At 48.4% G+C, this 26586-nt stretch carries 24 protein-coding genes; 13 read left to right on the top strand and 11 right to left on the bottom strand.

Annotated features, from left to right (window positions below; genetic code table 11):
* The first annotated feature begins 6 nt into the window (after window positions 1-6).
* Window positions 7-894 carry a fructosamine kinase family protein gene (locus QVE43_RS07490; RefSeq protein ID WP_288005680.1) on the top strand — a complete coding sequence of 296 codons (888 nt, stop codon included), beginning with the start codon at window positions 7-9 and terminating at the stop codon, window positions 892-894.
* On the opposite strand, the gene QVE43_RS07485 is transcribed toward QVE43_RS07490, so the two are convergent.
* The 3 genes from QVE43_RS07485 to QVE43_RS07475 are packed head-to-tail and all read right to left on the bottom strand — an operon-like array spanning window position 874 to window position 4579.
* Window positions 874-2271, bottom strand: coding sequence for a serine/threonine-protein kinase (locus QVE43_RS07485; protein ID WP_288005676.1), 1398 nt, complete (start codon window positions 2269-2271; stop codon window positions 874-876). The two genes, QVE43_RS07490 and QVE43_RS07485, sit on opposite strands and share 21 nt — an antisense overlap.
* Window positions 2272-2276: 5 nt before the next feature.
* On the bottom strand, window positions 2277-3623 hold the full coding sequence (locus QVE43_RS07480) for a LysM peptidoglycan-binding domain-containing protein (protein ID WP_288005673.1): 1347 nt from the start codon (window positions 3621-3623) through the stop codon (window positions 2277-2279).
* A 14-nt stretch (window positions 3624-3637) separates the two neighbouring features.
* Window positions 3638-4579 (bottom strand): bestrophin family protein, encoded by a 942-nt coding sequence (locus tag QVE43_RS07475; RefSeq protein WP_288005670.1) that lies wholly within the window; start codon window positions 4577-4579, stop codon window positions 3638-3640.
* An 83-nt stretch (window positions 4580-4662) separates the two neighbouring features.
* On the opposite strand from QVE43_RS07475, the gene QVE43_RS07470 reads away from it, so the two are divergent.
* Entirely contained in the window at window positions 4663-5301 is a 639-nt protein-coding gene (locus QVE43_RS07470; RefSeq protein WP_288005667.1) for a hypothetical protein, read from the top strand.
* On the opposite strand, the gene QVE43_RS07465 is transcribed toward QVE43_RS07470, so the two are convergent.
* Together QVE43_RS07465 and hemG are read right to left on the bottom strand one after the other, a co-directional pair.
* On the bottom strand, window positions 5276-6061 hold the full coding sequence (locus tag QVE43_RS07465) for a polyprenol monophosphomannose synthase (RefSeq protein WP_288005664.1): 786 nt from the start codon (window positions 6059-6061) through the stop codon (window positions 5276-5278). The genes QVE43_RS07470 and QVE43_RS07465 overlap by 26 nt on opposite strands.
* Window positions 6062-6119: 58 nt before the next feature.
* Complete coding sequence (gene hemG / locus QVE43_RS07460; RefSeq protein WP_038028428.1) at window positions 6120-7442, bottom strand: protoporphyrinogen oxidase; 1323 nt, start codon at window positions 7440-7442, stop codon at window positions 6120-6122.
* Window positions 7443-7672: 230 nt separating this feature from the next.
* Here hemG and QVE43_RS07455 point away from each other — a divergent pair, with 230 nt between their 5' ends.
* The 4 genes from QVE43_RS07455 (at window position 7673) to QVE43_RS07440 (ending at window position 11039) form a co-directional block, all read left to right on the top strand.
* Window positions 7673-8128, top strand: a complete 456-nt coding sequence (locus QVE43_RS07455) for an Hsp20/alpha crystallin family protein (protein ID WP_038028430.1) — start codon at window positions 7673-7675, stop codon at window positions 8126-8128.
* A gap of 153 nt (window positions 8129-8281) precedes the next feature.
* Window positions 8282-9358, top strand: a complete 1077-nt coding sequence (locus QVE43_RS07450) for a M42 family metallopeptidase (RefSeq protein WP_038028431.1) — start codon at window positions 8282-8284, stop codon at window positions 9356-9358.
* A 6-nt stretch (window positions 9359-9364) separates the two neighbouring features.
* Window positions 9365-10183, top strand: coding sequence for an ABC transporter substrate-binding protein (locus QVE43_RS07445; RefSeq protein ID WP_288005658.1), 819 nt, complete (start codon window positions 9365-9367; stop codon window positions 10181-10183).
* Window positions 10101-11039 carry a polymorphic toxin type 23 domain-containing protein gene (locus QVE43_RS07440; RefSeq protein ID WP_288005655.1) on the top strand — a complete coding sequence of 313 codons (939 nt, stop codon included), beginning with the start codon at window positions 10101-10103 and terminating at the stop codon, window positions 11037-11039. The genes QVE43_RS07445 and QVE43_RS07440 overlap by 83 nt, the downstream gene beginning before the upstream one ends.
* Window positions 11040-11241: 202 nt before the next feature.
* On the opposite strand, the gene infB is transcribed toward QVE43_RS07440, so the two are convergent.
* The 4 genes from infB to QVE43_RS07420 form a co-directional block, all read right to left on the bottom strand.
* Complete coding sequence (infB, locus tag QVE43_RS07435; RefSeq protein WP_288005652.1) at window positions 11242-14175, bottom strand: translation initiation factor IF-2; 2934 nt, start codon at window positions 14173-14175, stop codon at window positions 11242-11244.
* A gap of 143 nt (window positions 14176-14318) precedes the next feature.
* Window positions 14319-15563, bottom strand: a complete 1245-nt coding sequence (gene nusA, locus QVE43_RS07430; protein WP_374758341.1) for a transcription termination factor NusA — start codon at window positions 15561-15563, stop codon at window positions 14319-14321.
* 14 nt (window positions 15564-15577) lie between these two features.
* Window positions 15578-16054 (bottom strand): ribosome maturation factor RimP, encoded by a 477-nt coding sequence (rimP, locus tag QVE43_RS07425; protein ID WP_051632980.1) that lies wholly within the window; start codon window positions 16052-16054, stop codon window positions 15578-15580.
* Between the two features lie 100 nt (window positions 16055-16154).
* Entirely contained in the window at window positions 16155-17075 is a 921-nt protein-coding gene (locus tag QVE43_RS07420) for an exopolyphosphatase (RefSeq protein ID WP_288006502.1), read from the bottom strand.
* A 310-nt stretch (window positions 17076-17385) separates the two neighbouring features.
* On the opposite strand from QVE43_RS07420, the gene QVE43_RS07415 reads away from it, so the two are divergent.
* The 7 genes from QVE43_RS07415 (at window position 17386) to QVE43_RS07385 (ending at window position 24675) form a co-directional block, all read left to right on the top strand.
* Window positions 17386-18279: a class I SAM-dependent methyltransferase gene (locus QVE43_RS07415; protein WP_038028438.1), complete on the top strand. Its 894-nt coding sequence runs from the start codon at window positions 17386-17388 to the stop codon at window positions 18277-18279.
* Between the two features lie 92 nt (window positions 18280-18371).
* Window positions 18372-18713, top strand: a complete 342-nt coding sequence (locus tag QVE43_RS07410; protein ID WP_038028439.1) for an STAS domain-containing protein — start codon at window positions 18372-18374, stop codon at window positions 18711-18713.
* Entirely contained in the window at window positions 18703-19131 is a 429-nt protein-coding gene (locus tag QVE43_RS07405) for an ATP-binding protein (protein WP_288005647.1), read from the top strand. The genes QVE43_RS07410 and QVE43_RS07405 overlap by 11 nt, the downstream gene beginning before the upstream one ends.
* Window positions 19132-19197: 66 nt before the next feature.
* Window positions 19198-21492, top strand: coding sequence for a peptidylprolyl isomerase (locus QVE43_RS07400; protein WP_288005644.1), 2295 nt, complete (start codon window positions 19198-19200; stop codon window positions 21490-21492).
* 1 nt (window position 21493) lies between these two features.
* Window positions 21494-22351: a hypothetical protein gene (locus QVE43_RS07395; RefSeq protein WP_288005642.1), complete on the top strand. Its 858-nt coding sequence runs from the start codon at window positions 21494-21496 to the stop codon at window positions 22349-22351.
* On the top strand, window positions 22335-23699 hold the full coding sequence (locus tag QVE43_RS07390; RefSeq protein WP_038028447.1) for a peptidylprolyl isomerase: 1365 nt from the start codon (window positions 22335-22337) through the stop codon (window positions 23697-23699). The genes QVE43_RS07395 and QVE43_RS07390 overlap by 17 nt, the downstream gene beginning before the upstream one ends.
* Before the next feature lie 13 nt (window positions 23700-23712).
* Entirely contained in the window at window positions 23713-24675 is a 963-nt protein-coding gene (locus QVE43_RS07385) for a MoxR family ATPase (protein ID WP_288005640.1), read from the top strand.
* A 28-nt stretch (window positions 24676-24703) separates the two neighbouring features.
* Here QVE43_RS07385 and QVE43_RS07380 read toward each other — a convergent pair whose 3' ends face one another.
* Both QVE43_RS07380 and QVE43_RS07375 read right to left on the bottom strand, forming a co-directional pair.
* Window positions 24704-25825 (bottom strand): MraY family glycosyltransferase, encoded by a 1122-nt coding sequence (locus QVE43_RS07380; RefSeq protein ID WP_288005638.1) that lies wholly within the window; start codon window positions 25823-25825, stop codon window positions 24704-24706.
* A gap of 51 nt (window positions 25826-25876) precedes the next feature.
* A complete protein-coding gene (locus QVE43_RS07375) occupies window positions 25877-26563 on the bottom strand; it encodes an exopolysaccharide biosynthesis polyprenyl glycosylphosphotransferase (protein ID WP_288005635.1) in 687 nt (228 codons plus the stop codon).
* Window positions 26564-26586: the final 23 nt, after the last annotated feature.

Raw genomic sequence — 26586 nt, 5'->3', positions numbered from 1 at the left:
TAAAAAATGATTTTAACAAACGGGATGAACGAGTCTGCGTTTTTTTGTGCTGCCATTGAGCAGGTTACAGGCAAGAAGGCACGCCTTAAGGCGGTGGAAAGGCTACATGGCGGCTGCATCAATGAGGCGGCATTGCTGCGTTGCGAAAATGAAATTTTTTTTATCAAGTGGAATAGCCGGCATCCGGTTTCTTTTTTTGAGGCGGAAGCGCAAAACCTGCATTTATTACAAGGCAAGGTGTGTGTGCCGCAGGTATATGGCCAGGGAGAATGCGCGGGGCATGCTTTTTTGCTGCTCGAAGGCATAGAGCAAGGTGCAAAACAAGGACAACGATTTTGGGAAAATGTAGCCGAACAACTTGTTTTGTTGCACCGCAGCCGCGGAGATGCTTTTGGACTTGATTACAATAACTACATAGGAGCGCTTCCGCAAGATAACACGCCCTGCCAGGATGGAGCAGCCTTCTTTTTTGAGCGGCGCTTGCTTCCTTTGATTGAAAAAGCAAGCGCCATGGGACGCCTACAGCGCCGGCACGAGCAGGCAGCTTTTCGCTTAGCCAAGCGGCTGCCTGACCTGCTGCCCGACGAACCACCGGTTTTGCTGCATGGCGATTTGTGGAGTGGCAATGTGATGGCAGACCGGCAGGGGCGGGCTGTTTTCATTGATCCTGCTACTTATTATGGCTGCCGGGAAATAGACCTGGCTATGATGCAGCTTTTTGGTGGGTTCGATGCTGTCTTTTGGGAAGCTTACCGGCAAATGTATCCCTGGCAAGCAGGCTTCGAAGAGCGTGTGGCTGTCTGGAATCTTTATCCCCTGCTTGTTCATCTAATATTGTTTGGCGATGCTTATCGTCCTGCCATAGAACGCACTTTACAGCGTTTCGGTGCTTAGGGTGGCTTTCAGCGGGCGCACCTCAACGGTAGCTTCCCGCGGCAGCTCTTTCTTCATTACTTTTTCGGCTTTGCCGCCGGGTGCTATGCTTTCAAACACTATACGTTCGGAGGTTATCAGCTCGCCGGTGTTGTCGAGGTAGCGCACTTCTATTTCTACGTCTTGCAGCGCTTGGAGGGTATTCAGGTTTACTGCTTTCACTTTATGCTCCAGCAAACCACCTTGTGAAGAAAGATAGAGGTTGTCCACCAATAGTTGTTCCTGCAGTTGCGTGCCCGTTAGTAGAGTAGTGGAAACCGCCGGCTCTTCGTTTGCTTCGTTGGTTTCTTCTATTTCTTCATTAGGTCCCTCCGCGCGGGGTTGGGTATTTACTTCTGCTTGTGTGTTTTCTGAAATAGCTTGGTTTTCTGTGCTTGCTTCTTGTTGCTCCTGTGCAGCGGCCTCTTCCAACGGGCGGCTGCTGTCACCTGCAAATAGTTCTTGCACAATGATCCATATAGAGGCGGCTACCGCTAAGGCTACGAGCGTCCAGAAGCCGGCGAGTAAACTACGGCTGCGGCTTCCCTCATCCTTGTTTTGGGTGCGTAGCCACACGTTCCACTCCCTTACAAGCTCGTCTTCCAGCTCTTCTACACCTGCATAGCGCAAAGCCGGGTTTTCTGCCATACACTTCTGCAGAATGGAATCAAAGAAAGCTGGCACACGGGCCGATACCGAAGAGGGGGCAGGAAGGTTTTGCCGTATTTTTAAAATATCAAGGTTCTTTTCATCTATGGGGGCTTTGCCCGTAAGCAAATGGTACAAGATGGCACCTATTGAATAAATATCGCTACGTTTGTCGGCAATGCCATGCTGCACAAGCTCCGGTGCCACATAGGCATAGGTGTCGGGATGCCGGGCTTCGCCGGCTTTAAGCAGCCGGGCTATGTAACCGAAGTGCAGTATTTTGAGGCTGCCCCTTGCATCGAGAAAAATATATTCCGGCGATAAAGCCCCATGAGCCAAGCCCAGCTGGTGGGCATGTGCCAAGGCATGCAATAACTGCAGCAGTATGGTTTGTATTTCCTGCAGTTTGAATTCTTTTGCTTTTAACAGCGCCGAAAGGGGTTGCCCTTCCACATCCCGGTAAATGAAATAGAGAATATTGCCCACCTCCACGAAGTCGAGCAGGGTAGCTACATAGGGATGCTGTAGTTTGAAGAGCTGTGCCGCCAAGGTTTTTAATTGGGTGCTCACCTCTTTGTTGGGGGATTGCACCACCACCACCTGCACTTTGCGTTCCAAGTGACGATGGCGCGCGCGGTAAATGCTCCAGGTGCGCTCTTCTTCCAGTATCTCGGTAACTGTATAGTTCAAAAATTCTATTTGCGTATCCATAGTTGCTATCGGCTAATGGGAATGATGAGTTCTCTTCCGGGATAAAATACTTTTTCCAGTGCTTTCCTGTCGTTGGTATCGATTCCGGAAAGCCCATTGGCTTTCAACAGTTCTGCCATACTGAGGTTGTATTTCTTGGCGATGGATTGTGGGCTTTCGTTCAAATTGATTTTATGGATGGCACGAACTTTTACCTTCAATCCTACGCCGGACTGTATGTTGTCGCCCGATGCAAGGTTATTGATACGCAAGAGGTGCTCGGTGGTCATGTTATAACGCTCGGCAATATCGGTCAGTGTTTCGCCCCGGCTGACCTTGTGCAGGTAATCACGTGTGATGTCTGTTCCTTCTTCTTGTGGCAGAAGGAACAGACTGTCGGTAGCTGCTTTTTGCTCTTTTATAAACTGTTGCCGCTCTTTGAACTCTTTCCACGCGAGGGTGTCTTGTGGATAATAAGCCACCCGGGTTGCACTGTGAAGGTCGCGCCGGCTGCCTCGCCACAGTGCCAAGCCTGTCAGCAGGGTGATGAATATGAGTAAAATCAGGGGGGCATTGAGTTCTACGAAGCTGTACTCTTCGGGTGTCATGGCTTGTATGCGGGCAGAAAGAATAGCCTGTTGCAACTCTTGCAAGTCCTTGTAACGCTTGGCGGGGTTGGGATGAATGGCTTTTGCCAAGCAGTTTTCGATGTGGTCGAACACACCGGGATAAAACTTACCGGCAGGGGGTAAGCTGCCTTTTAGTATATGCTCTTCGCCTAAGCGAAGCGGGTGTTTGCCGGTAATCAGATGATACCACACCAAGCCTACCGCCTGCACGTAATCTTGTGGAGCATGCAGCTGCTCCCGGCTGGGGTGGTAGGGCGTGCCCTTGGGCGTGGACTCGTCAATAATACCGCGCAGTTTGATGCGCTCGTCGGAAGTAATCCATATCATTTCTGTATCTAAGCGTGGGGGCGCTTCGCCTTTTTGTATAAGAAAATCTAACACACTGATAAGCGAAAGCACCAACCGTTGCGCTTTTCGCTCCGAGAGGGCTTGCTTCTGCTGCTGCATGTAGTGCTCTATGTTTTGCCCGTCGAGGTATTCCCAAATGAGAAAGGCATTGTCTTCGGTAATCAAGCAATCATAGAGCAGGGGCAAGACGGGATGCTGCAGCTCATTGACCGTCCCGGCATATTGCCGGATGCGCTCTATCACGGCGCTTTTGCCCTGATAGGCGGGTGCTATGCTCTGAATCATGGCCAAGCGCCCACTGCTGTGGCGTGCCAGGTGATATACGAAGTAGTCGTCTTCTTTCAGAAGACTTTCGACTTTGTACTGTGGGAAGAACTGCTCAATTGCCTGTATCATAGCATAAGTGAAAGTTAAATAAGCACTCCGTCACGGGTGATGGCTACCGGAAGGCTTGCCTGTGGGTTTACTTGTAACATATCATAAATATTCTGTTTGATAACATTGGACAGGTGGCGCAGAGGCAAATCGTTGGCATCCGTGCCAAAAGGCTGCTCTATCTCTTCTGAAATCACTTCCACGCCTGCCAATGCATAGCTGATAAGAAACACCGCCGGCAGGGTGTACCACCCGAATTTATCAACCAAGCCAATGGGCAAGAAGAAAGCATAAAAGATAATAAATGTTTTGATAAAAGAGGTATGAGAGAAAGGAATAGGTGTGTTTTTTATGCGTTCGCAGGCGCCCAGTACGTCAATAAGCCCCTGTATCTGCTGTTTAAGGTTGATTTTGTCTGCCTCGCACAGCTGCCCTGCCCGGAACAGTGCTTCCATTTTTGCAAAAAGTTGCCCGGCAATAAAATAGGGCAGATGTTCGGTACGCTGCATGGCTTCTTTTTCCTCTTGACAAGGGTATTCGAACACCTCCCAATGTATTTGTGCACGCAGGTGTCCTTTCAAAGCATAAGGAAAGTTGGCAATATGGGCAGCTATGTAGCGCCGGTTTTCGTGGTCGTGCAGGGGCAATACCGCATGAAAGTTGGCAGCTAAGGTGCGGCAGTGGTTTACCAAGGCGCCCCATTGTTTGCGCCCTTCCCACCATCGCTCATAAGAAGAGTTCACTCGAAACACCAAGGAAAGCCCCAAAATGACCCCTACCAAAGATAAAAAAGTAGGATCCAACCGTATGGCGAGCTGCTCCGGCGGATAGTGATAGTGCCGCAGGTACACCACCGCAAAGCAATAAACTAAAATAAAAGCCTGTGTTTTGAACAAATACTTTGCGTTATAGGCATTGCCAAAGCCGAAGGCACTCAAAAATATCTTTACCCAGTCTTTGGTATTGTAAATAATCATAAGCAGGATGGTTTCAAACAAAGATAAAAAAACTGATTCGGCAGGGAAATTTTTTTAATTTTAGAGCCTTCAAAATGAGTGTTATGATGTACGCCGCACAAAGACTCTTATTGCTTATATGCCTGTTATGTTTTGCCATGCAGGGCATAGCACAATACAAAGACCCTACTGAACAGCCTTCACAACCACCGCAGGAAGTGCCGCAGTCGCCCCCTGCTACCGGGCAGGAAGACGCCCCACAAAAGCCCGCTGCCGTGAAGCAGAAAAACAAGAAGGAAGGAAGGCGTTGGGCTGTGGGGGGAAGTCTTGGGTTGGCTTTTGGCACCATTACCAACATAGAAGTGGCGCCCAGTGTCATGTATTTGGCTTCCGAACGGCTGCGCCCCGGCTTGGGTGCACAGTATTCTTATTATAGCAGGAAATATAGCAATACTACCTTCAGCACCAGCATTTATGGGGGGCGTTCATTCTTGCAATATGTCGTGCATCCCAACGTGTTTGCATGGGGGGAAGTAGAGGCTTTGAATGCCGAGCTGTACGACATAAATACAGGTGAAAGCGTGCGCGACTGGCTGGTGAGCCCGTTGCTTGGCGGCGGCTACCGGCAGGCTATGGGCGAAGCCGGCAGCTTCAACTTGATGTTGCTTTACAACATGAATTATGACAGCAATCGCACGATTTATGCCAGCCCTTTAGTTATCCGCTTTGGGGTGTGGTTTTAAGCGGTTGCGCCATGGGGCGGCGATAGCTTTTAAACAAACTTTCGATTTTGAGTTTGATGACCCCCCAAAAGGCTTCTTTGAAAATACGAAAACTCATTTTGGATTGCCCCCGTGTGCGCTCCGTGAATACGATGGGCACCTCTTTGAGCTTGAATCCATATTTCCATGCTTGAAACTTAACGGCTATCTGAAAGGCATAGCCCACGAAAGCGATGCTGTCCAAATCGATGGTTTCGAGCACTTCGCGACGGTAGCATTTAAAGCCCGCGGTGGCGTCTTTCACAGGCATGCCGGTAATAAACTGCACATATTGACTGGCAAAATAAGAGAGCAGGACGCGTTTCATGGGCCAATTGACAACATTCACGCCGGTAATATAGCGTGAGCCTATAGCCACGTCATAGCCTTCTTCGGCACAGGCTGCATATAATCGCAGCAAATCGTGTGGATTATGCGAAAAGTCTGCATCCATTTCAAATACATAATCATAGCCGTGTGCCAGCGCATAGCGGAAGCCGGTAATATAGGCGGTGCCCAGCCCTTGTTTGCCCGGGCGCTCTATGAGATGAAGGCGCCCGGGATACTCTTGCTGTAACGCACGCACACGCGCGGCAGTGCCATCGGGCGAGCCGTCATCGATGACGAGCAAGTCGAAAGGCACAGCCAAGCCCATCACTGTGCGAATGAGTGGTTCTATGTTTTCTATTTCATTGTAGGTGGGTACTACTACGATACCTTTCACAGCGGGTGTATCGCTCATGATGTTTTATTTACAAAACGGAATAATAAGCATTTTGGTGTGATTTTTCCTTGTCTTTTTAAGATGTTTTTACTGTTTGGGCAAGCGTTTCGGCCAAGCGCTTGCCTTTCTTGATGCAGTCGGGAATAGAAACGCCCCCTATCCAGTTGGCACTTACGTAAATACCTTCGCTTTGTAGTTGCCGGGCATGTGCTTCCACGGCATCCATATAATCGTGGTATTGTGGAATGGCCTTTTCCCAGCGGGTAATGCGCTGCAATACCGGTACGCCTTGTATATGAAGCAACTGCTTGAGTTCTAAATTGACTTCATGCATAATGCGCCGGTCTTCGTATTGTGCTTTGTTGGGTTGAAGAGCACCGCCAACAAAAGTGGTGATGAGCACTTCATTGTCTTTGCAGCGCTCAGGGAAAAGGCTGCTGCTCCATATGCTTCCCAAGCTAAAACTGTTTTCTACTATAGGATGCAAGGCGCCAAAGCCCTCCGGCACTTGTTTAAACTGATGTTTGTAATAAGCGCTGTGCACCACTGCCAAAGGTGGATAGTAAACCTGTTGCCATACTTCCTTCGCTGCCGTGTAGTACTCCGGTAGCAAGCGGGCGGCTTGATGGGCGCCTACTGTCAGCACCACATGCGAAGCACGGATGATTTCGCCCCCGTTGACGTGCACCAACCACTCGCTGCCCTGTTTTTCTATGCGCTCGACTGTGGTTTGCAGCAACAAATGCTCCTTGACAGCTTGTGTGAGCCGTTCGGGCAAGGTTTGCATGCCATTCCGGAATGAAAGGCTGCGCCGCCGGGCGCCTCCTTTGTTCTTTATAAAGCCCTTGAGTACCGACCCATACGTTTTCTCGTAGTCGGGCATTTGCGGAAACACTTTGTCAAGGCGCAGGCGGTACGGATCGCCGGCATAAATGCCGGAAACGAAAGGCGTAACCGCATAATCGACTACTTCTTTTCCAAAACGCCGTTCGAAGAAATCTGCCACATGTTCTCCTTCTTGAGGTGCCGGAGGACGCGACATCTCACGGAAAATGTCGAGCTTGGCTTTCCATGAAAAGAAACCATTGAACAGCAAAGCGGGCGGCGAAGACGGAAGGGCGCGATATTGCCCCTTGCGTAAAATATAACGCTTCTTGCTGGCAGGGTTCGCCTCCACGATTTCTTCCGTCAGGTTCAACTCGTCGAGCAGCGCCTGTATTTCGGCATCTACCAACAAAGAGTTGGGACCTTCTTCAAATAAGTACTCTTTTTGGCGAATGGAACGTATATATCCTCCGGTTCGCTTGTTTTGTTCTATCAGCTTAAAAGCAACTCCTTGCTTTTGTAGGTAGTAGGCAAGGCTTAAACCACTAATGCCACCTCCAACAATTACTATCATAGCTTATGATTCAGTTTATGAGCATGCAAATTTACAAAAACTTAGACTGCATGCAGTGCCTTTTATCTGCCAATTTGAAAGTGTTTTATGACAAAGTGTCTTTTGTTTGTTAAGTTTTTGTAAAAAATAATGACAAAATGTCTGTTTTTGGGCGCTGGCACAAGAGTTGAATAAAAGAAGGGTGAACAACAAAAAACAAATGTTAAACCCTAAAAAAGGAGGATGAGACTATGGCACTGGTAAAAAGAAACGAAAACACCGGATTGTTCCCCAGCCTGACCAACATGCTGGAAAACTTCTTCAACGACGACTGGTTCTTTGGCCGTGATGTAATGCCGATGCGCAGCTTCACTGTGCCGGCTGTGAACGTAAAAGAAACCGAGGACAGCTTCGAGCTGGAAGTAGCTGCTCCCGGTATGGACAAAAAAGACTTCAAAATTGAAGTAGAAGACGGCGTATTGACCATCTCTTCGGAAAAAGAAGTGAAAAACGAAGAGAAAGACGAAAAAGGCAACTACGTACGCCGCGAGTTCAGCTATCAATCGTTCAAACGCTCGTTTGTGCTGCCTGATACCGTAAATACCGAAAAAATCGAAGCCAAGTACAAAGACGGTATCTTGCATGTGAGCGTGCCTAAACGCGAAGAAGCCAAGAAGAAAGCTACCCGCTTGATTGAAGTGAAGTAAGGTAGCTTCCGGAAGATACCCCAAGGGCGCGAGGAAGTCTTATCCTCCGCCCTTTTTTGTGTTTGAGTTGCTTGTGCTTTTTCTGTTTTCGCATACACCGGGAAAACCTTATTTTTGATTAACTTTTCCACACAACTAAAAAATCATTGTTTTATGGACAGCAAAAGCCGCGCGTTTTTAGAAAAATACTTAAACAACGCATCGCCTACGGGCTTTGAAGCCGAAGGGCAAAAAATATGGCTCGACTACATCAAGCCTTATATCGACGATTACCGCGTAGATAATTACGGTTCGGTGGTGGGCATCGTGAACCCCGAAGCCGATTACAAAGTGGTTATAGAAGCCCATGCCGACGAAATATCCTGGTTTGTGAACTACATCGATGACAACGGTTACATTTATGTAATCCGGAACGGAGGCTCCGACCCGGTGATTGCCCCCTCTAAGCGCGTGAATATTCACACGCCCAAAGGCATCGTGAAGGGCGTGTTCGGCTGGCCGGCCATTCATGTGCGCCATGGCGACAAAGAGCGTGACCCCAAACCTGAAATCAAAAATATTTACATAGACGTGGGGGCAGAGTCGAAACAAGAAGTCTTGGAGATGGGCGTAGATGTGGGCTGCGTGGTGACTTTTGCCGATGAGCTCATGGAGTTGAACGACCGTTACTGGGTAGGGCGTGCCCTCGACAACCGCATTGGCGGCTTTATGATTGCAGAAGTGGTGCGCCGCTTGCATGAAAATGGTAAAAAACCGGATTTTGGCTTATATGTGGTCAATAGCGTACAGGAAGAAATAGGCTTGCGCGGTGCCCAAATGATGGCCGACAGCATTAAGCCCAATGTGGCTATTGTAACAGATGTATGCCATGACACACAAGCGCCGCTTTACAACAAAATACAAGATGGCGATTTCAAGGCAGGCAAGGGACCGGTATTGACCTTTGGACCGGCCGTGCAAAACAACCTGCTTCGTTTTATTATGGAAGTAGCCGAAAAAGAGGGTATTCCTTATCAGCGGGCGGCGGTGTCGCGCTCTACAGGCACCGACACCGACTCTTTTGCCTATTCAAACGGTGGTGTGCCTTCAGCCCTGATTTCCTTGCCGCTGAAATACATGCATACAACCGTGGAGATGGTGCATAAAGAAGATGTGGAGCGTATCATTCAGCTTATGTACCATACTATCTTGCATTTAAAAGCAGGGCAGGATTTTCGCTACTTCTCATAATTGAAAATGAAGGCGAAAACTCATACCGTCATAGACCAAATGGGAAGGTGCGTCGAGGTGCCCGTGTCGCCTCGGCGCATCATTTCTTTGGTGCCTTCGCAAACGGAACTACTGGCATCGCTTGGGCTGGAAGAAGAAGTAGTGGGCATTACGAAGTTTTGCGTGCATCCCCGGCGGTGGTATCACAGTAAAACCAAGATAGGGGGCACCAAACAGCTGCGCATGGAAGTAGTGGAGCGCTTGCAACCCGACTTGATTATAGGCAACAAAGAAGAAAACGAAAAGGCACAGATTGAAGCACTGGAAAAGCGCTATCCTGTTTGGATGAGCGACATAGAAACCATTGCCGATGCCCTGGAGATGATAGAAGGGGTGGGGGCTTTGGTAGGCAGGCATTCAGAAAGCAGGCAGCTGCGCGAAGAAATAGCGGCTGCTTGGCAGAAGGTGCATCGCAGGGCAGCGGTTCTTCCGCATAGGCGCGTGCTTTATCTTATTTGGCGGAAGCCCTACATGGCAGCGGGCAGCAGTACTTTCATAAATGAGGTACTGCACTTTCTGGGCTTTGAAAATGTGTGCAGGCAGGCGCGTTATCCGGCAGTAGAGCTACCCATGCAAGCAGAACCGGACTGGGTGCTTTTATCTTCCGAACCTTATCCTTTTAAAGAAAAACATATGGATGAAGTCCGGCGGCTTTGTCCGAAGGCAAAAGTGGTGCTGGTCGATGGCGAAATGTTTTCATGGTATGGCAGCCGCATGCGTGAAGCGCCTGCGTATTTTGAGCAGCTGGTGGGGCACATGCTTGCTTTGTCTGCTGCCGCCCGTTAGTCTTGCACAAGTGCAAATAGGCATTGAGCTTGCCGTTACGACGGCTTGGCAACGGGTGGCCGTAACCGCTGCCTTTGCCCAAAAGGGGGCTTGTTGGCAATGGCATACCGCCGCACGCCTTGCATATTATCCCTTGCATTGGAGTGAAAAGCAAGGGGTGGTAGAAGGTTTATTTTTGATAGGAGGGCGTGCCGGATGGGGGAAAAAAGTCATGGCGGACTCAACGGCTTGGTATTTGCCCCCTGTGTTTGGGCAGAATCTTACGCAGCGAGCCAATATAGCGGGTTATGACTGGTATTTTTTCATAGACAACGCACACACCGGGCAAGTAGCAGGGGCAGTAGCACTGCAAAGCGGCAAATGGCTATGTTATTTTTTCAATGATTTGTTGGGGGCACCGGCACAAGACCGCTATCGAACGGCTGCCGTTTGGGTGGAATACCACCGGGGGCAAGAGCGCTGGCAGCTGCAGCACCTGCTGTGGACGGGCGACACGCGCCGGGCAAGCGGAGTGCGTTCGGCTACTTATCCGGCACAGGTGGGTTTTTTAGATATGCGCATGGCACCTTATGGGCTTAGCTCGCATGGCATCCTTGCTTTAACTTATGTGCGGTATGGCCCACAGGCACCGCCGGTGAGCCTGTCTATAGGGCTTGATGCCGAACAAATTCGGCACTGGACACAAAACCGCTTGATGCACGATATGATTTTTTTGCCTAAACCTTGGCGCACTGACAACTATCATGTGCCCATGATTGCCGACGACGGTACACTGTTTTTATTCGAGGAGAATCAGCGTGTTCGCCCGGCGCGTCTTTTTCTTGGCATGGGTGTGGGCTCGTTTTTCCGGTATTGAAGCAGGAAAAGCACTTGCTTGTCTTTTTCGTGAACCAACTTACTTTGTTGCGTTTGATGCAGTTTCCTTGTGCGCATGCTCGGTTTAAACCGGTAGGCACAGCTTTTATGCACTAAAGTAGCAAGCTCTATGAGTTGCTTGCGGGAATTAAAAAAAGCGGGACTTGCAAGCCCCGCTTTGCTTTATGCCGTTTACTTGTGTTTTAGTCTAAGGTGCGTTTTACTTCGCGGCGTTCGAATGCTTCTATGATATCGCCTACTTGTATATCGTTGAAGCTTTTTACTGCCAGACCACATTCAAAGCCGGCTTTTACTTCCGATACATCGTCTTTGAAACGCTTCAAGCTTGCCAGCTCGCCGGTGTGAATCACAGTACCATCACGCACAACGCGAATAGGGAGGTTACGTTTAATATACCCGTCGGTTACATAGCAACCGGCTACTGTGCCCACTTTCGATATGTGGAATACTTCGCGCACTTCGGCATTGCCCACAATTACTTCTTCTACTGTGGGCGCCAGCATGCCTTCCATGGCATCTTTTACGTCGTTGATTACGTCGTAGATGACAGAATAGAGACGTATTTCCACATGCTCTTGCTCGGCAAGCTTTTTGGCATTTGCCGATGGGCGCACTTGGAAACCAATGATGATGGCATCCGATACAGCCGCAAGGTTAACGTCTGACTCGGTGATTTGACCTACACCGCGGTGCACAATGCGCACTTCTATTTCATCGGGCTTGGATAGCTTGAGCAGTGCGTCACTTAGCGCTTCTACCGAACCGTCCACATCGCCTTTCACAATCAGGTTCAGCTGCTTGTAATCGCCCAGCGCACGACGGCGGCTCAGGGTTTCGAGTGAGATGCGTTCGGTAGCACGGATTCGCTGCTCGCGCAAGATTTGCTCGCGTTTGTTGGCAATTTCGCGTGCTTCCTTGTCGCTATCCATCACGTTGAACTTGTCACCGGCCTGTGGGGCACCATTCAAGCCCAAGATTTGCACCGGTGTGGAAGGACCGGCCTCTTTGATTCTCTTGCCGGTGTGGTCGGTCATAGCTTTCACACGACCGTAATGGGTTCCGGCCAGTACAATGTCACCTACATGCAGGGTGCCGTTTTGCACCAGCAGGGTGGCTACGTAGCCTTTCCCTTTATCGAGAGCGGCTTCGATGACCGTACCGGAAGCTTTGCGTTTGGGGTTGGCCTTCAGCTCCAGCAATTCGGCTTCCAGCAATACTTTTTCTAACAGCTCATCAATGCCTTCGCCGGTTTTGGCAGACACATGCTGGCATTGATAAGGACCGCCCCAGTCTTCAACCAGAATATTGATTTTTGCCAACTGCTCTTTTACCCGGTCGGGGTTGGCAGTGGGTTTGTCTATTTTGTTGATAGCAATGACAATAGGCACGCCGGCAGCCTGTGCGTGGTTGATGGCTTCCACGGTTTGAGGCATCACGCTGTCGTCGGCAGCTACTACGATAATGGCAACGTCGGTTACTTTGGCACCGCGGGCACGCATGGCGGTAAAGGCTTCGTGTCCCGGGGTGTCAAGGAAAGTAACTTTTTTGCCGTCGGCGGTTGTGACGCTATAGGCACCGATGTGCTGGGTAATGCCACCGGCTTCTTTGGCCGTTACGTTGGTGTTCCGTATGTAGTCGAGCAGGGAAGTTTTCCCGTGGTCCACGTGCCCCATGACGGTTACTACCGGCGGGCGTGGCACCAAGTCTTCCGGATTGTCTTCTTCTTCCTCTATATCTACCGTAATTTCTTCTTCCGCACTGATGAACTCCACGTCATAACCATATTCGGAGGCTATAAGCTCGATAATGTCGGCTTCAAGGCGTTGGTTAATAGATACGAAAATGCCGGATTGAATGCATTTGGTGATTACTTCGTTGACCGGCACGTCCATCAAGCTGGCCAGCTCGGCTGTAGAGATAAACTCTGTTACCTGCAATACATTCTTTTCTACCTCTTGCCCTTCTATCTCTACTTTTTCTTTGCGCTTGCGGCTTACCTTTTTCTTTCCGGCACCGCTTATCTTGGCCAAGGTGGCTTTGAGTTGTTCTTTTACCTCCTTACTGCTGATTTCTTTTTTCTCAACAGCTTTTTTCTTGCTCTTGGTACGATGAGAGCGATTGTCTTGGTTGCGGTTGTCCTTGGACTGACGGTTGTCTGTTTTGTTGTCGCCGTCTTTTTTGTTTTTCTTTATGCGTACCCGGCTGCGCTTCCGTTCGTCGGAAGAAGCAATGGGCTTGGCTTTTTTCTTCTTTTTGTCGGGGAGCTCTATTTTGCCAAGTACTTTTAAGCCTTCCAGCTTTTCAGCTTTCCCGCGAATAACATCTTCTTCCTCTTCTTCGCCTTCAACCTCTTTTGCGTTATCCGGCTCGACAGCTGCTTCTTCTTTTTTGACTTCGGCAGGCTTTTCTTCTTGCACTTGCTCTACGGCAGGCTGTTTCTCTTCTATGGCTTCTTTTTTCTCTTCTTGGGATACCTCCACTACTTCTTCTTTTTCTTCTTTAGCAGGCGGCACTTCTTTTGTCTCTTGCTTTTGGGTTTGAGGCGCAGGTGTTTCTTTGTTTTCTGCAACAGGGCTGCTTTCTTTTTTGCTTTGAGCTACTTCCTGCTTAGAAGTTGCTTTCTTTTTGCTTTTTTGCTTCTTGGCAGGTTTCTTCTCTATGGCGTCCAGATCTATTTTACCCAGGATTTTTAAACCCACTTTAGGACGCTCAATTGCATCATCCCCGGTGTTTTCTTCATCTGTCCGGGGCTGCTCACTTGTCTTTTCTTCGTGTGGCTGCGCTTTGTCCTCTTTTTTGGTGCTCGATTCGATGGTTTTGGACTCCCTGCTTTTTACAAGTACTTCCTCCTCCTCCTCGTCTTCGTTTTCAGTATCTTTATTGGTCCGGTCTTCGGACTTAATGACCACCGTTTTGTCGATATGGCGGATGGTTTTGGTTGAGGCTTCCTGTTTTTCAAGCGCAGCGTCTTGAAATTCTTTTACCAACAACTGAAATTGCTCATCGGTAATTTTTGCATTGGGATTATTCTCCACTTCGTGGCCTTTCTCTTTGAGAAATTCCACGATGGTAGTAGTTGCGGTGTTTAGTTTTCTTGCAGCCTGACTAAGCCTCATATACTGTTCCTTAATAATTTAAATTTAGAGTGACCCTGTTGCAGGAGTCAACGCAAATTTACACAATTTAATTTGGTATTAAAAACGCCGGACCCCTTCGGCTTGAAAAGTATTTGGGCGTACGAAGAGGTCCTTGGTGAATTTTATTCGAACTCTTTACGAAGGATTTCCAGCACGTAGTCGATGGTTTCTTCTTCGAGGTCGGTGCGGCGCACCAGGTCTTCTTTGGGCACTGCCAACACACTTTTGGCGGTATCGAGCCCCACTTTGCGAAATTCTTCTATAATCCACTCGTCTATTTCGTCGCGGAATTCTCTCAAATCCACATCCTCCTCATCCTCTTCGTCTATTTCACGGAACACGTCTATCTCTTTGCCGATAAGCTTGCCGGCCAGTTTGATGTTCAATCCGTTCTTACCTATGGCCAGGGGCACTTGGTCCAGTTTCAGGTACACGGACACACGCCCGTTTTCCTCCAGCTTGACTGCCGAAAGCTTGGCCGGAGCCAAAGCGCGGGCAATAAGCAGCTCGAGGTTGTCGGTGTAGTTGATGACGTCTATGTTTTCGTTGTTCAGCTCGCGCACGATGGCATGGATGCGGGAACCGCGCATCCCTACACAAGCCCCTACCGGGTCTATGCGGTCATCGAATGACTCCACGGCTACTTTGGCGCGCTCACCGGGTTCACGCACTACCTTGCGGATGGCTATGATACCGTCGGCCACTTCGGGCACTTCTTGTTCAAAGAGGCGTTCAAGAAAGACAGGGGAGGTGCGTGACAAAATGACTCTTGGCGAACCATGAATGAGCTCTACCTTGTCCACCACCGCACGTATGCTGTCGCCCTTGCGGTAACGGTCTTTGGGGATTTGTTGGTTTCGTGGCAGCAACAACTCATTGTCTTCGTTGTCGAGTACAATAATGTCGCGGTTGCGCAAGATTTGATACACCTCACCGGTTACGATGGTGCCTACCAGGTCCTTGTATTTCAAGAACATGCGTTCTTTTTCCCAGTCCTTTATTTTTTGGATGAGGGTTTGGCGTCCGGTCATGATAACACGCCGCCCAAAGCTTTGCGGGTCGATGGGCTCGGCAATCTCCTCGCCTACCTCAAAGTCGGCTTCTATTTTCCGGGCTTCCGAAAGGCTTATTTTGGTATTGTCATCGGCCAGTTCGGGGGAGTCGTCGGGCACGATCTCGCGATAGCGGAATATCTCGAGGTCGCCGTCGGAGTTGATGATGACATCAAAATTAGAATCATCGCCATATTGCTTACGTATCATAGTGCGGAATACGTCTTCTATGATACGAATCATGGTAGGGCGGTCAATGCCTTTGGCACGCGCCAACTCCATGAACGATTCGGTCAATTCTCTGTTATCAATCATATCTTTTCTTCCTTTTATTCAACAACAACATACACATTTTGTATATCTTCAAGCTTGACTTCCATAGGGGTTTCCTTCCATTTACCTTTGGCAGTAGGGTGGGGGTCAAGCTTCGTGAGCTGCAAGGCGGTTCCGGTGTAGGCATCGAGGCGGGCAAGCATCTGCTTGCCATCGGACAGGTGCACAGTTACGTGGCGCCCTATGTTTTTTCGAAATTGGCGCTCACTGTTGAGTGGACGGTCCAAACCGGGCGACGATACTTCCAAAGTGTATCCTTCGTCCAACTCTGCCACTTCATCTAATAAATCGCCTATTTGGCGGCTCAGTTCCGCACATTCATCTATTTGAATGCCGGCGTCGGTATCTACGAAGATGGCTACCCGCGTTTTACGGCGGAAAGGCTTCACTTCTATGTCTATCAAATAATAAGGCTCTTGAATGAGGGGCATAATAAGCTCCCGTATGCGCTCTTTTAGTTCCTGTACCTCCATACCTTAGACTTGTGTTTTACGGATGCCATAAGCAAAAGAGGGGTATTGCTACCCCTCTTGCAATAGTAACCGTTCTTACAGCAAAGGTACAAAAAGCTGTTTATGTAGTCAATAAATGATTTAACTTTTTGAATAAAACACCTTCTTTTAGAGCATATAGCGACACTTTCATATAGGGGAGGGCCGCTTGTTGCATCACATAGTGCAACAGAATGGAGGCAACCACTATCATATCGACCCGCATTTCGGACATGCCGGGGATGCGCAGACGCTCTTGCCGGTTTTTCTTGAGTAGTTGCCAATGGATTTTTTCGAATTGCGAAAAGGTGATTTCAGTGCAATGCATGCCTGCTTGTGCCTCTTCTATGTCTTTGAGGGTGTCGAAGGTGCCGGAAGAGCCGATAAGATAAGCAGGTGCATATTGGCGGCAGGCAGCCTGCAGTTCCTCAAGCTCTTGTGCCAAATAGTGACGCAGACGGGCTATATCGCGTGGATGAATGGGGTCGTACTGCATGAACAAGTCAAACAGACGCTGTGCCCCAATCTCGAAACTTTTTTTCCATAATATTCCTTGGTCGGTGCCGATGATAAACTCCACACTGCCACCGCCTATGTCCATGATGAGGGCAGGAGTGTTGCCTATGGGCATGTAGGCTTTGACGCCATAATAAATCAGTTCGGCTTCTTCTTCGCCATTGATGATTTGTATGTTTATCCCAAACTCTTCTTTTATTTTCTGTGCCAATAAAGCGCCATTGCTTGCGCTCCGCAGGGCGCTGGTGGCCATGGCTTCTACTTCGCCGGGTGGTATGTTGTACTCGGCTAAGCTGAGACGGAAGTAGCGCAATGCTTCGAACATGCGCGCTTGGGCCTGTTCGTTGATGATACCCCGGCTGATGCCGCCCTGTCCTATCTTGACGGCCACTTTCTCTTTGTGAATCACCTCGAAGGGCTGATAGTCGGGAAGTGGTTTTTTGAGCTTGGCAATAAGCAAATGAAAGGTGTTGGTCCCTAAGTCCATCACACTTAGGGGCTGTTCATAAAGCTTTTGAAGCTTGCTTTCGCAATATTTATACTGTGTCTTCATTGTCTGTGTATGAGATGCAAGCAAAATGCACGCCAAAAATAGTAATTTGACTGTTATTAGTCAGTGAATTAATGTTATTTTATTGTAAAGAATATAGTGGGTTAGGTATTCTTTTTGAAGTGAGATTTTAGACGCTTTTTTAAATTTATTTAAGAGAAGTGTCCGGTGGTGGCTTTTCTTAATAAAAAACATCTGTCGAATTTGCATAGTTTTGCCGGGTATTGAAGTTTAGAATGTACCGGCTATGATTCAGATAGAAACACCCCGCTGGCAAGACTATGAGCTTATAGATAGTGGCAATCGTTATAAGCTTGAACGTTTCGGAAAATATGTGCTATCGCGTCCGGAACCTCAGGCGGTATGGGACCCCGCTTTGCCCGAAGAGGAGTGGAACCGCTTGGCAGACGTGCACTTTGCATTGACGGGCAAAGGAGGACGCGAAGAGCGGGGCGAGTGGCGCCACCGGCGCCCGGTGCAAGAGCCTTGGTTTGTGCACTACAAGAGCAAGCAACTGAGGCTCCGTTTTCGATTGGCACTCACTGCCTTTAAGCATGTAGGTTTGTTTCCTGAACAGGCCGCCAACTGGGAATACATCGCTTCGGTGTGTGGGCAGCTGCAACAGCCAAAAGTCTTGAATTTGTTTGCTTACACGGGCGGGGCTTCATTGGCTGCCCGGCAGGCCGGCGCCGAGGTGGTGCATGTGGATGCAGTGCGGCAGGTAGTGAATTGGGCAAGCCAGAACCAAGAAGCATCCAAGCTGGATGGCATCCGGTGGGTAGTAGAGGATGCCATGAAGTTTGTACGCCGGGAAGTGAAGCGCGGACGTAAATACCAAGGCATTTTATTGGACCCGCCGGCTTACGGAAGAGGTCCCAACGGGGAAAAGTGGGTGCTGGAGGAGCATATCAACGAGCTTGTGCATTTGTGTGCGGAATTGCTCGATGAGCGCCGGCATTTCTTCCTTCTGAATCTTTATTCAGTGGGCTTTTCGGCTTTGGTGGCCGAGAGTTTGGTGAAGACAGTGTTCCGGCATTTACCGGCCGCCCGGCAGCCGGAGGTGGGCGAACTTTATGTGGCAGACCACGCCCGGCGCAAACTTCCTTTAGGAACCTATTTGCGCTTTAAAAGCATGGTGTAGGTGGTTTTCTTTACCAAAGATGCTTTGCTCAATTTGCTTTTTTAAAACCTTCATTTGATTACCTGCGTATCATCAAACAGCAAAGAGATAAAATGGAAGTGGCTATTATACAAGAAGGCGACATATGGGTATTGTGTCCGAAGGGCGAGTTGGATGCAGCTTCTTCTATTGTTTTCGATGAGGCGATAGAAAAAGCGGAAGCCCAAGGTGCTCAAAAGATACTCATAGACTTTGAAGAGTTGGAGTATATCTCTTCTGCCGGCTTGGGGGTGATTTTGTCGCATTTGGATGAATTTGAAGAGAAGCATATCAAGCTGGCGATTTGCTCGATGAAGCCCAAAGTTGCCAATGTATTTGAAATTTTAGGCGTGGATCGTTTGCTCAATATTTACCATAACCGAAGTGAAGCTAATGCTTATTTAAATGAGGCTTAACCTGCACATACCTTACGATAGTCGTTATTTGTCTGACTTGCGCCGTTTCGTTTGGCGTGCGCTTCGTCCGTTGGAGTTATCTGAAATTACATTGAATCAGCTGGTGTTGGCTGTTGATGAGGTATGCAGTAATTTGATTGTTCATGTGCCGGCAGCTGCTACCGACCGCATTGCCATAGAGATTATTGTTCAAGACGAGTGGCTTACTATTGAAATAGTCGATACTTCGGGGCGCTCCACTTTTGACATGAAAGAATATGTGCCTCCCCGCATTCAAGCTTTGATTCGAAGCCGCCGTAAAGGGGGCTTGGGGCTGCGTTTGGTGCGCTCTATCATGGATAAAGTAGATGTTTTTGAAAGAGAAGGTTGCCGCGTGTGGCGTCTGCAGAAAGCGCTGGTATCTGAAAAAGCCTCTTAGTTCCTTTCGTGGAAAATTCGTAAAATTGCAGATGCCATTTCTCTCAAAGGCAAACAGTAAAGCTATATGAATCTTTTCAGAGTCTATTACTTGATAGGAGGTTTACTCCTTTTTTTAGTATCGTGCAAGCCGGCAGCACATACCGCCAAACAACAAGCCCGCCTTGAAGAACAAGACCCTATCATTGCTTATGTAGGCAATGAGCCCATTCGCCGCTCAGAGTTTTTATTTGTTTATGAGAAGAACCTTGCCCAAGACGAGGCGGCTTACAGCGAGCAAAGCTTGCGCGAATATTTGGACTTGTATGTGAAGTTTAAGCTGAAGGTGTTGTATGCGCGTGAGCAAGGTATTGATACAACCGGGCAGTTTTTGCAGGAGTTTGAAACCTACAAAGAGCAGCTTGCCAAGCCTTATTTAAAAGATACCCGCACCATTGACTCTTTGGCAAAGCAGGCTTACGAACGCATGAAAACAGAAGTCAGTGCTTCACACATATTGATAGCCGTGCCCGAAGATGCTGCACCGGCCGATACCCTGCGTGCCTATGAACGTATAGAGCAAATACGCCGGGAGGCAGTCAGCGGGGCGGATTTTGGTGTGCTGGCAAGCCGCCATTCCGACGACCCTTCGGCCAAAACCAACCGGGGGTATTTGGGCTATTTTACTGCACTGCAGATGGTGTATCCCTTCGAAAACATGGCATACCAAACACCTGTGGGGGAGGTTTCGCCCGTTTTCCGTACCAAGTACGGCTATCATATCTTGAAAGTACACGACAAGCGTCCCAACAGTGGCAAGGTGCAGGTAGCCCACATCATGTTGCGTGTGCCCAAAGGCATTTCCGAAAAAGACTCCATTGCACTGCGCAATAAAGTTTGGGATATTTATCGCCGCTTGCAGCAAGGCGAATCTTGGGATGAGCTATGTAAAAAGTATTCTGAAGACCAAAACACCAAAAGCAGAGGCGGGGAGCTACCGCCCTTTACCGTAGGGACTACCTTGCCGGAGTTTGAAGCAGTGGCTTTTTCCTTGCAAAAGCCCGGCGATATTTCCGAGCCTTTTTTGACCCCCTATGGATGGCATATTGTCAAGCTCATCAAGCGGCAAGAGCTGGAGCCCTACGAGGAGGTGGAAGAGCTCATCAAACGGCGTGTGGCGCGTGATAGCCGTTCGAAAGTGAGCGAACAAGCCCTGGTGCGCCGCCTGAAGCGGGAAAATAATTTAAAAGTCAATGAAAAAGCATATAAGCAACTCCGGGCTTATGCCGACTCATCGCTTCTGCAGGCTCATTGGGCGCCTGCTTTACCCGAAAAACTATTGAACGAGCTTTTGATTTCTTTTGAGCATCCGCAAGTACAAGAAAAGTTAGAACTGACAGTAAAAGAGTTTGTGGACTATGTGAAGCGGGTGCAGGTTCCGCAAGCGCACATGTCGCCACAAATGTATTTAGATGCGCTTTTCGAGCGCTACACAAATGAGCAAGCTTTGGCTTTTGAAAAAGCCCATTTAAGCGAAAAATATTCTGAATATCGTCACTTGCTGCGTGAATACTATGAGGGGATGTTGCTTTTCCAAGTGATGACTGACAAAGTGTGGACACGTGCCATTGAGGACACGGCCGGGGCACGCCGTTTCTTTGAACAGCATCGCGAGCGTTACAAATATCCGGAACGGGTAGAGGCTCTGGTGATGGCAAGTCAAGACAAAAAAGCACTTCAACACGCAATAGACCTGCTAAAAGCCGCTAATGGGCGCTACCGTATAGCCGACCCCTATGTGATTACTTATGCTAAAGGTGAGGCGACTTTTGCCCGTGCACATCTTACCAAAATAGACCAATTGGTGAGTCTTCTGCTCGACGACGAGAGCATGAAGATTGAAGTGGCAGGCTATCAAGAAAAGCAAGAACCGGCGGGGCTTTCGAAGCGCCGTATCGAAGCCGTCGTGCAATACTTGAAGCAGCGGGGAGTTACTTCCACACAGATTGTACAAAAAGACTATATGCATTATCGCAATAGCCGGAAAGTAGAGTTACAGGTATTTTCCACCGACCCCCAAAACCTTGCCGGCTTGGTCGATGACGTAGAGGTGCGCTCCGGCGCGTTTGAAGTAGGCAAAGAGCCTGTTTTGGACAATGTCGAACTAAAGCCCGGCGACTATACTTTTTCCAAGGAGGGCAAGCACTATTTTGTGCGTATCATAAAAGTGGAACCTGCTCGTTTAAAAGACTATAAGGAAGCACGGGGCGAAGTAATCAATGACTATCAGAAGTTTCTTGAAGAAGAATGGGTGAAGGAATTACAGGCGCGTTATCCTGTGCGTATTATAGAAGAAAACCTGTTGGCATTAGTAAAAAAATAAAATGAAAAATTATTTGTTGGTTTGGGGTGCCGCTTTGTTGCTGGTGGCATGCCAGGTGGAGAGCGGTACCAATAAGCATATAGTAGCGCGTGTCAAAGACAAGGTGCTGTATGAAGACGATTTGCAGGCAGTAGTGCCCAAAGGCGCTACACCACAGGACAGCGCTTTGCTGGTCAAGCGCTATATTGACCTCTGGGTGCGTAAACAACTGCTCATACAAAAAGCTTTACAAGAAACAAAAATTGATGAAAAAGCACTGGAGCGAAAAGTAGAAGATTATCGCAATTCACTGATTTTATTTGAATTTGAAGAACAGTACCTTGAGCAGCATTTAGATACCCTCATTACGCAGGCCGAGCTCGATTCTTTTTATACAAAGCATCAGGAAGAATTCAAGCTGCAAGAGCCATTGGTACAAGTGCGCCTGGTGGAGCTTCCCGCGGAAAGCAAGCAGCTGGAAGACATCAAACGCAAGATAAAAAGCAATAAACCGGAAGATGTAAGCCAATTGAAAGCGTTTTGTTTGCAGTATGCACTTAATTGTTCTTTGAACGATACCAACTGGGTATCTTTGCGTCAAGTGCTTGTGGCTACGCCTTTTGCCGAAGAAGAGAACCCCGGCCGTTTGCTACAGAAAGGGCAGGTTTGGGAAAAAGCCACCGAAGCCGGCGTGGCTTTGCTTTATGTCAAGGATTTTTTGCCGGCAGGGGCTACCGCACCACTCGAGTATGTAGAAGACCGCATCAAAGAGATGATTTACAACCGGCGACGCATACAAGCCATTCAGCGCTTGGAAGAAGATGTGTACAAAGAAGCAGAACAGAAAAAATTATTTGAGATTTATGAAAAAAACAACTAAAGTTTATTTATCCCTTATCTTTTCATTGGTGTTGTTTGGCACCAATCATTTCATGGTTCAGGCTCAGCAACAAGTGCTCGATAAGATTATCGCCCGGGTCGATGACTATGTTATTTTGCAGTCGGATTTGGAGTTGTATTTCGAAGAACTGGTCAACGATGGGCGCTTGCCGCGCACCCAACAGGCCAAGTGTCAGCTTTTACAAAGCATGCTGATAAATAAGATGCTGCTTGCCAAGGCAGAAATTGACTCCGTGACCGTGAATGACCAACTGATTGAGGTTGAAACGGAGCAGCGTATCGATGCCCTTTTGCAAGGCCGCTCGCCCAAAGTACTGGAAGAGCTCTATGGAAAATCGTTCGAAGACCTCAAGCGGGAACTACAGCAATCGCTCAAAGAAGAGCGCATTACGCAAACCATGCGTTCAAAAATAACCGAAGGCATTGAGGTGACACCTGCCGAAGTAAAGCGCTATTTTAAACGCTTGCCCAAGGACAGCATCCCCATCATTTCTACCGAATTTGAGGTGGCGCAAATCGTGCGTGTCTTGCCTTTGAAGGAAGAAGAGCGGCAGCGGGTAAAAGAACAGCTCGAATCCATCAGAAAGCGTATTGTGGAAGACGGTGAACCTTTTGAAAAACTTGCGAAGCTCTACGGGCAAGACGGCACCCGGGATTTTGGAGGTGATTTGGGCTGGCAGCGTCGTGGCAACTTGGTGCCTGAGTTCGAGGCGGTTGTTTTCCGGCTGAAGCCCGGCGAAGTGTCCCGTGTGTTTGAGACCCCCTTCGGGTTTCATATTGTAAAGCTGGAAGAGCGCCGTGGCGACGAATTCCGCTGCCGGCACATTCTTATTATCCCCGATTGGTCGAAGGTTGAAAAGGAGCAAGAGTATAAGTTTTTGGACAGCCTGCGGCAGGTTATCATGGCAGACAGCATCACCTTTGAAAAAGCAGCCATTGAGTTTTCGCAAGACAAAGGCATGCAATCGCTCAATACGGCTGCCAACGGGGGCTATTTTATGAGCCGTAAAGGAAGCTACCGTGTGCCTGACAAAGAGTTGGACGCTTACCTTTACCGTGTGCTCGACACCATGAAAGTAGGCACTATTTCGGAGCCTATGGAATATCGTATGCCTGATGGCAAGCGTGCCCTGCGCATTATTTATTTCAAGGCAAAATATCCGGCTCATTTTGCTTCTTTGGAAACAGATTTTGACCGCATTGCCGAAATGGCTTTGGAGGAAAAGAAAAACAAAGCACTCAATGAATGGTTTTTAAAAGCCAAAGATGAATTGTATATTCAAGTAGCGCCGGAGTACCGCACATGCAAAATCTTTGGAATAGACTAACCCGCGACAACCTATGGAAAACCATCAAGCAGATAACCACACAGCCAAGGCTTTTGCCACCGCCTATCACAAGCTGAAGGAAGAAATACACAAAGTGATTGTGGGGCAAGATGAAGTGATAGACCAATTGTTGATAGCTTTGTTTTCAAAAGGCCATTGTGTGTTGGTAGGCGTGCCCGGTTTGGCAAAAACCTTGCTCATACAAACCATAGCCCAATGTTTCGACCTTTCTTTTCACCGGATACAGTTCACCCCCGACCTTATGCCGGCAGATATTACCGGCTCGGAAACGCTGGATAAAGAGCGCAACTTTAAGTTTGTCAAAGGACCTATCTTTGCACATATTATCCTGGCAGACGAAATCAACCGTACGCCCCCGAAAACGCAGGCTGCCCTGCTTGAAGCCATGCAGGAGCGGGCAGTAACCATAGGAGGGCAGCGTTATCCTTTGCCCAACCCTTTCTTTGTGCTGGCAACCCAAAACCCCATTGAGCAGGAGGGGACTTACCCCTTGCCCGAAGCGCAGCTTGACCGTTTTATGTTCGAAATTCAGCTTACCTATCCTTCTTTTGAGGAAGAAGTGGAGGTAATCAAACGCACAACCGGGGCTTACACTGCGGAGGTCAATAAGGTATTGGAGGAAAGGGAGCTGCTGCTTTTCCAGGATTTGGTGCGCAAGGTGCCGGTTGCCGACAACGTCATAGAATATGCCGTTCGTTTGGTTCAGAAAACGCGCCCTACCGACGAAAAAAACACAGTAGCAAGAGAATACTTAGAGTGGGGGGCAGGACCACGCGCTTCGCAATATCTGATATTGGGCGCCAAATGTCATGCTTTGCTGCATGGTAAGCTATCGCCCGATATAGAAGATGTGCAGGCAGTTGCTTTGCCTGTGTTGCGCCACCGTATTGTGCGGAACTTCAAGGCGGAAGCAGAGGGTATTGGTCTTGATACAATTATTGGGCAACTTTTATAAAGCAGAAGGCAAAAGAAAAACATATGCCCTAAGCTGCCGGCGGTTGGGAAGAGGCCTTCTGATGCTTGGTTTTTTGTTGTGATGCTGCCGACTGCTGCCGAATAAGCAGGCGGTGCCGTTTCTCCAAAGAGGCAAGCAATAGGTGCAGTACAATGCCCCAAAAAATGAGTGCATAAAGGTGAATATGCATGGCATTGTCGGGCAAGAAAGACACGCTGCTTAATACCAACAGCTGAAATACAAGCAAGAAGCCGCTTGCCTGCAGGTGGCTGAAGCCCGCATTGAGCAAAGAGTGATGCAGATGGTTCCTGTCACCGGAAAACGGCGAACGCTTGTTCATAACCCGTATAATAAACACCCTGACTGTGTCAATCAGCGGCACTGCCAACACAGCCATGGCCATGGCGGGGGCAACGCCCGGCGAATAGACCTGCTGTTGATGAGCATGCTCAATGAATCCAATACACAAGACTGCCAATAAAAAGCCTAAGACCAGGGAGCCGGTATCGCCCATGAATACTTGGGCCTGAGTGCGAAAGTTGAAGTAAAGAAAAGCAAGCACACTGCCGGATACCGCAAAACTTATGACCGCAAGATACTGTACATCATGGAGGGTAAACCAAAAGCCCAAGTACAGGGTGCCTATAAAAACCAAGCTGCCGGCCAACCCATTGATGCCATCTATCAAATTTACTGCATTGATGATGACCACATATACAAAAAAAGTGAGTGTGTAAGCGAGCACGGGCGGCAAAGCGTCAATCCCCCACAAACCATATAAACCGTGCAGCCATACATTCCCTTTGAATGTTGCCAAACAGATGGCAAAGAGCTGAGCAAGCAGCTTCTTGAGTGGCGGCAAGGGCACTAAATCGTCTTTTGTGCCTGTAAAGAAGAGAAATATGACCGCCGCTATAATTCCCAAGAGTTGGTGACCGTTGGTATCGTAGGTGCTAAATATGGTAAAGCTAAGGATGAAACCAATGAAAATACCCACACCACCTAAGGTGGGGGTTTGAATGAAGTGCGTTTTGCGGACATCCGGGTAATCCAGCAAGCCCTTTTCCCGGGCAAGCCTGATAACTGCCGGTATACTGACCCACGCCCCCAGTGCCGCACATACAAATACTAAAGCCAATTGGTAATACATACACCTATCTCATCCTTGTCCATCCTTTAAAGATACATATTTTTTAGACTTTTAAAAAGCATATTTGTCTCCAAAAACTACTTTGAGTGCGGTATAAACAACTATTTTTAAATCAAGCCAGAAACTCCAGTTCTGAATGTAGTACAAGTCATATTTGATGCGACTTTTATATAACTGAAGATCAAACCCCCGGTTTCCGTTGATTTGAGCCAATCCGGTGATGCCCGGCTTTACTAAGTATCTCAAATTGTAATTCTCTATTATTTGAGAGAACTTCTCATCTTCCTCCACAGCATGGGGGCGTGGACCTACTACCGACATGTCACCCAGCAGCACGTTGAAGAACTGAGGTAGCTCGTCTAAGCTTGTTTTGCGTAACCATGCACCTATGCGGGTAACCCTGCAATCATTTTTTTGTGTTGGCTGATATTTTTTATGCTGTGGAGTATAACGCATCGTGCGAAGCTTTATGCAGCGGAATGTTTTACCGTCTTTGCCGCCGCGCTCCTGAATGAAAAAGACCGGTCCTTTGGAATCCAGCTTAATAAGCAGGGCAAGAATGGGTATCACCCAGCTTAAAATCAATAGAATAACCAAAAGAGAAAATACAATATCGAACACTCTTTTGAGCAAAGCATTGCTACGCCGGCTTAAAGGGGTAGCAATGCTTTGCAAAGATTCGATGGTCAGATGAGGCTGTTTATTGAGTGTTGTGATTGTGGACGTTGATTGTGACATCTTTAACTACTTTTAGTATGGCA

The organism is Thermonema sp., from assembly GCF_026003375.1.
GTDB classification, from domain to species: Bacteria; Bacteroidota; Bacteroidia; order Cytophagales; family Thermonemataceae; genus Thermonema; species Thermonema rossianum.
The sequence above is the reverse complement of the archived record's forward strand: the minus strand, read 5'-3'. Positions and strand labels throughout refer to the sequence as shown.

Coding starts and splice junctions, on each gene's coding strand:
- QVE43_RS07375 (WP_288005635.1), bottom strand. CDS start 26,563: ATGTCACAATCAACGTCCACAATCACAACACTCAATAAACAGCCTCAT.
- rimP (WP_051632980.1), bottom strand. CDS start 16,054: ATGGAGGTACAGGAACTAAAAGAGCGCATACGGGAGCTTATTATGCCC.
- QVE43_RS07475 (WP_288005670.1), bottom strand. CDS start 4,579: ATGATTATTTACAATACCAAAGACTGGGTAAAGATATTTTTGAGTGCC.
- QVE43_RS07445 (WP_288005658.1), top strand. CDS start 9,365: ATGAAGGCGAAAACTCATACCGTCATAGACCAAATGGGAAGGTGCGTC.
- QVE43_RS07415 (WP_038028438.1), top strand. CDS start 17,386: ATGATTCAGATAGAAACACCCCGCTGGCAAGACTATGAGCTTATAGAT.
- QVE43_RS07400 (WP_288005644.1), top strand. CDS start 19,198: ATGAATCTTTTCAGAGTCTATTACTTGATAGGAGGTTTACTCCTTTTT.
- QVE43_RS07420 (WP_288006502.1), bottom strand. CDS start 17,075: ATGGACTTAGGGACCAACACCTTTCATTTGCTTATTGCCAAGCTCAAA.
- QVE43_RS07395 (WP_288005642.1), top strand. CDS start 21,494: ATGAAAAATTATTTGTTGGTTTGGGGTGCCGCTTTGTTGCTGGTGGCA.
- hemG (WP_038028428.1), bottom strand. CDS start 7,442: ATGATAGTAATTGTTGGAGGTGGCATTAGTGGTTTAAGCCTTGCCTAC.
- infB (WP_288005652.1), bottom strand. CDS start 14,175: ATGAGGCTTAGTCAGGCTGCAAGAAAACTAAACACCGCAACTACTACC.
- QVE43_RS07465 (WP_288005664.1), bottom strand. CDS start 6,061: ATGAGCGATACACCCGCTGTGAAAGGTATCGTAGTAGTACCCACCTAC.
- QVE43_RS07385 (WP_288005640.1), top strand. CDS start 23,713: ATGGAAAACCATCAAGCAGATAACCACACAGCCAAGGCTTTTGCCACC.
- QVE43_RS07390 (WP_038028447.1), top strand. CDS start 22,335: ATGAAAAAAACAACTAAAGTTTATTTATCCCTTATCTTTTCATTGGTG.
- QVE43_RS07410 (WP_038028439.1), top strand. CDS start 18,372: ATGGAAGTGGCTATTATACAAGAAGGCGACATATGGGTATTGTGTCCG.
- QVE43_RS07450 (WP_038028431.1), top strand. CDS start 8,282: ATGGACAGCAAAAGCCGCGCGTTTTTAGAAAAATACTTAAACAACGCA.
- QVE43_RS07470 (WP_288005667.1), top strand. CDS start 4,663: ATGATGTACGCCGCACAAAGACTCTTATTGCTTATATGCCTGTTATGT.
- nusA (WP_374758341.1), bottom strand. CDS start 15,563: ATGATTGATAACAGAGAATTGACCGAATCGTTCATGGAGTTGGCGCGT.
- QVE43_RS07485 (WP_288005676.1), bottom strand. CDS start 2,271: ATGGATACGCAAATAGAATTTTTGAACTATACAGTTACCGAGATACTG.
- QVE43_RS07380 (WP_288005638.1), bottom strand. CDS start 25,825: ATGTATTACCAATTGGCTTTAGTATTTGTATGTGCGGCACTGGGGGCG.
- QVE43_RS07455 (WP_038028430.1), top strand. CDS start 7,673: ATGGCACTGGTAAAAAGAAACGAAAACACCGGATTGTTCCCCAGCCTG.
- QVE43_RS07490 (WP_288005680.1), top strand. CDS start 7: ATGATTTTAACAAACGGGATGAACGAGTCTGCGTTTTTTTGTGCTGCC.
- QVE43_RS07480 (WP_288005673.1), bottom strand. CDS start 3,623: ATGATACAGGCAATTGAGCAGTTCTTCCCACAGTACAAAGTCGAAAGT.
- QVE43_RS07440 (WP_288005655.1), top strand. CDS start 10,101: ATGGCAGCCGCATGCGTGAAGCGCCTGCGTATTTTGAGCAGCTGGTGG.
- QVE43_RS07405 (WP_288005647.1), top strand. CDS start 18,703: ATGAGGCTTAACCTGCACATACCTTACGATAGTCGTTATTTGTCTGAC.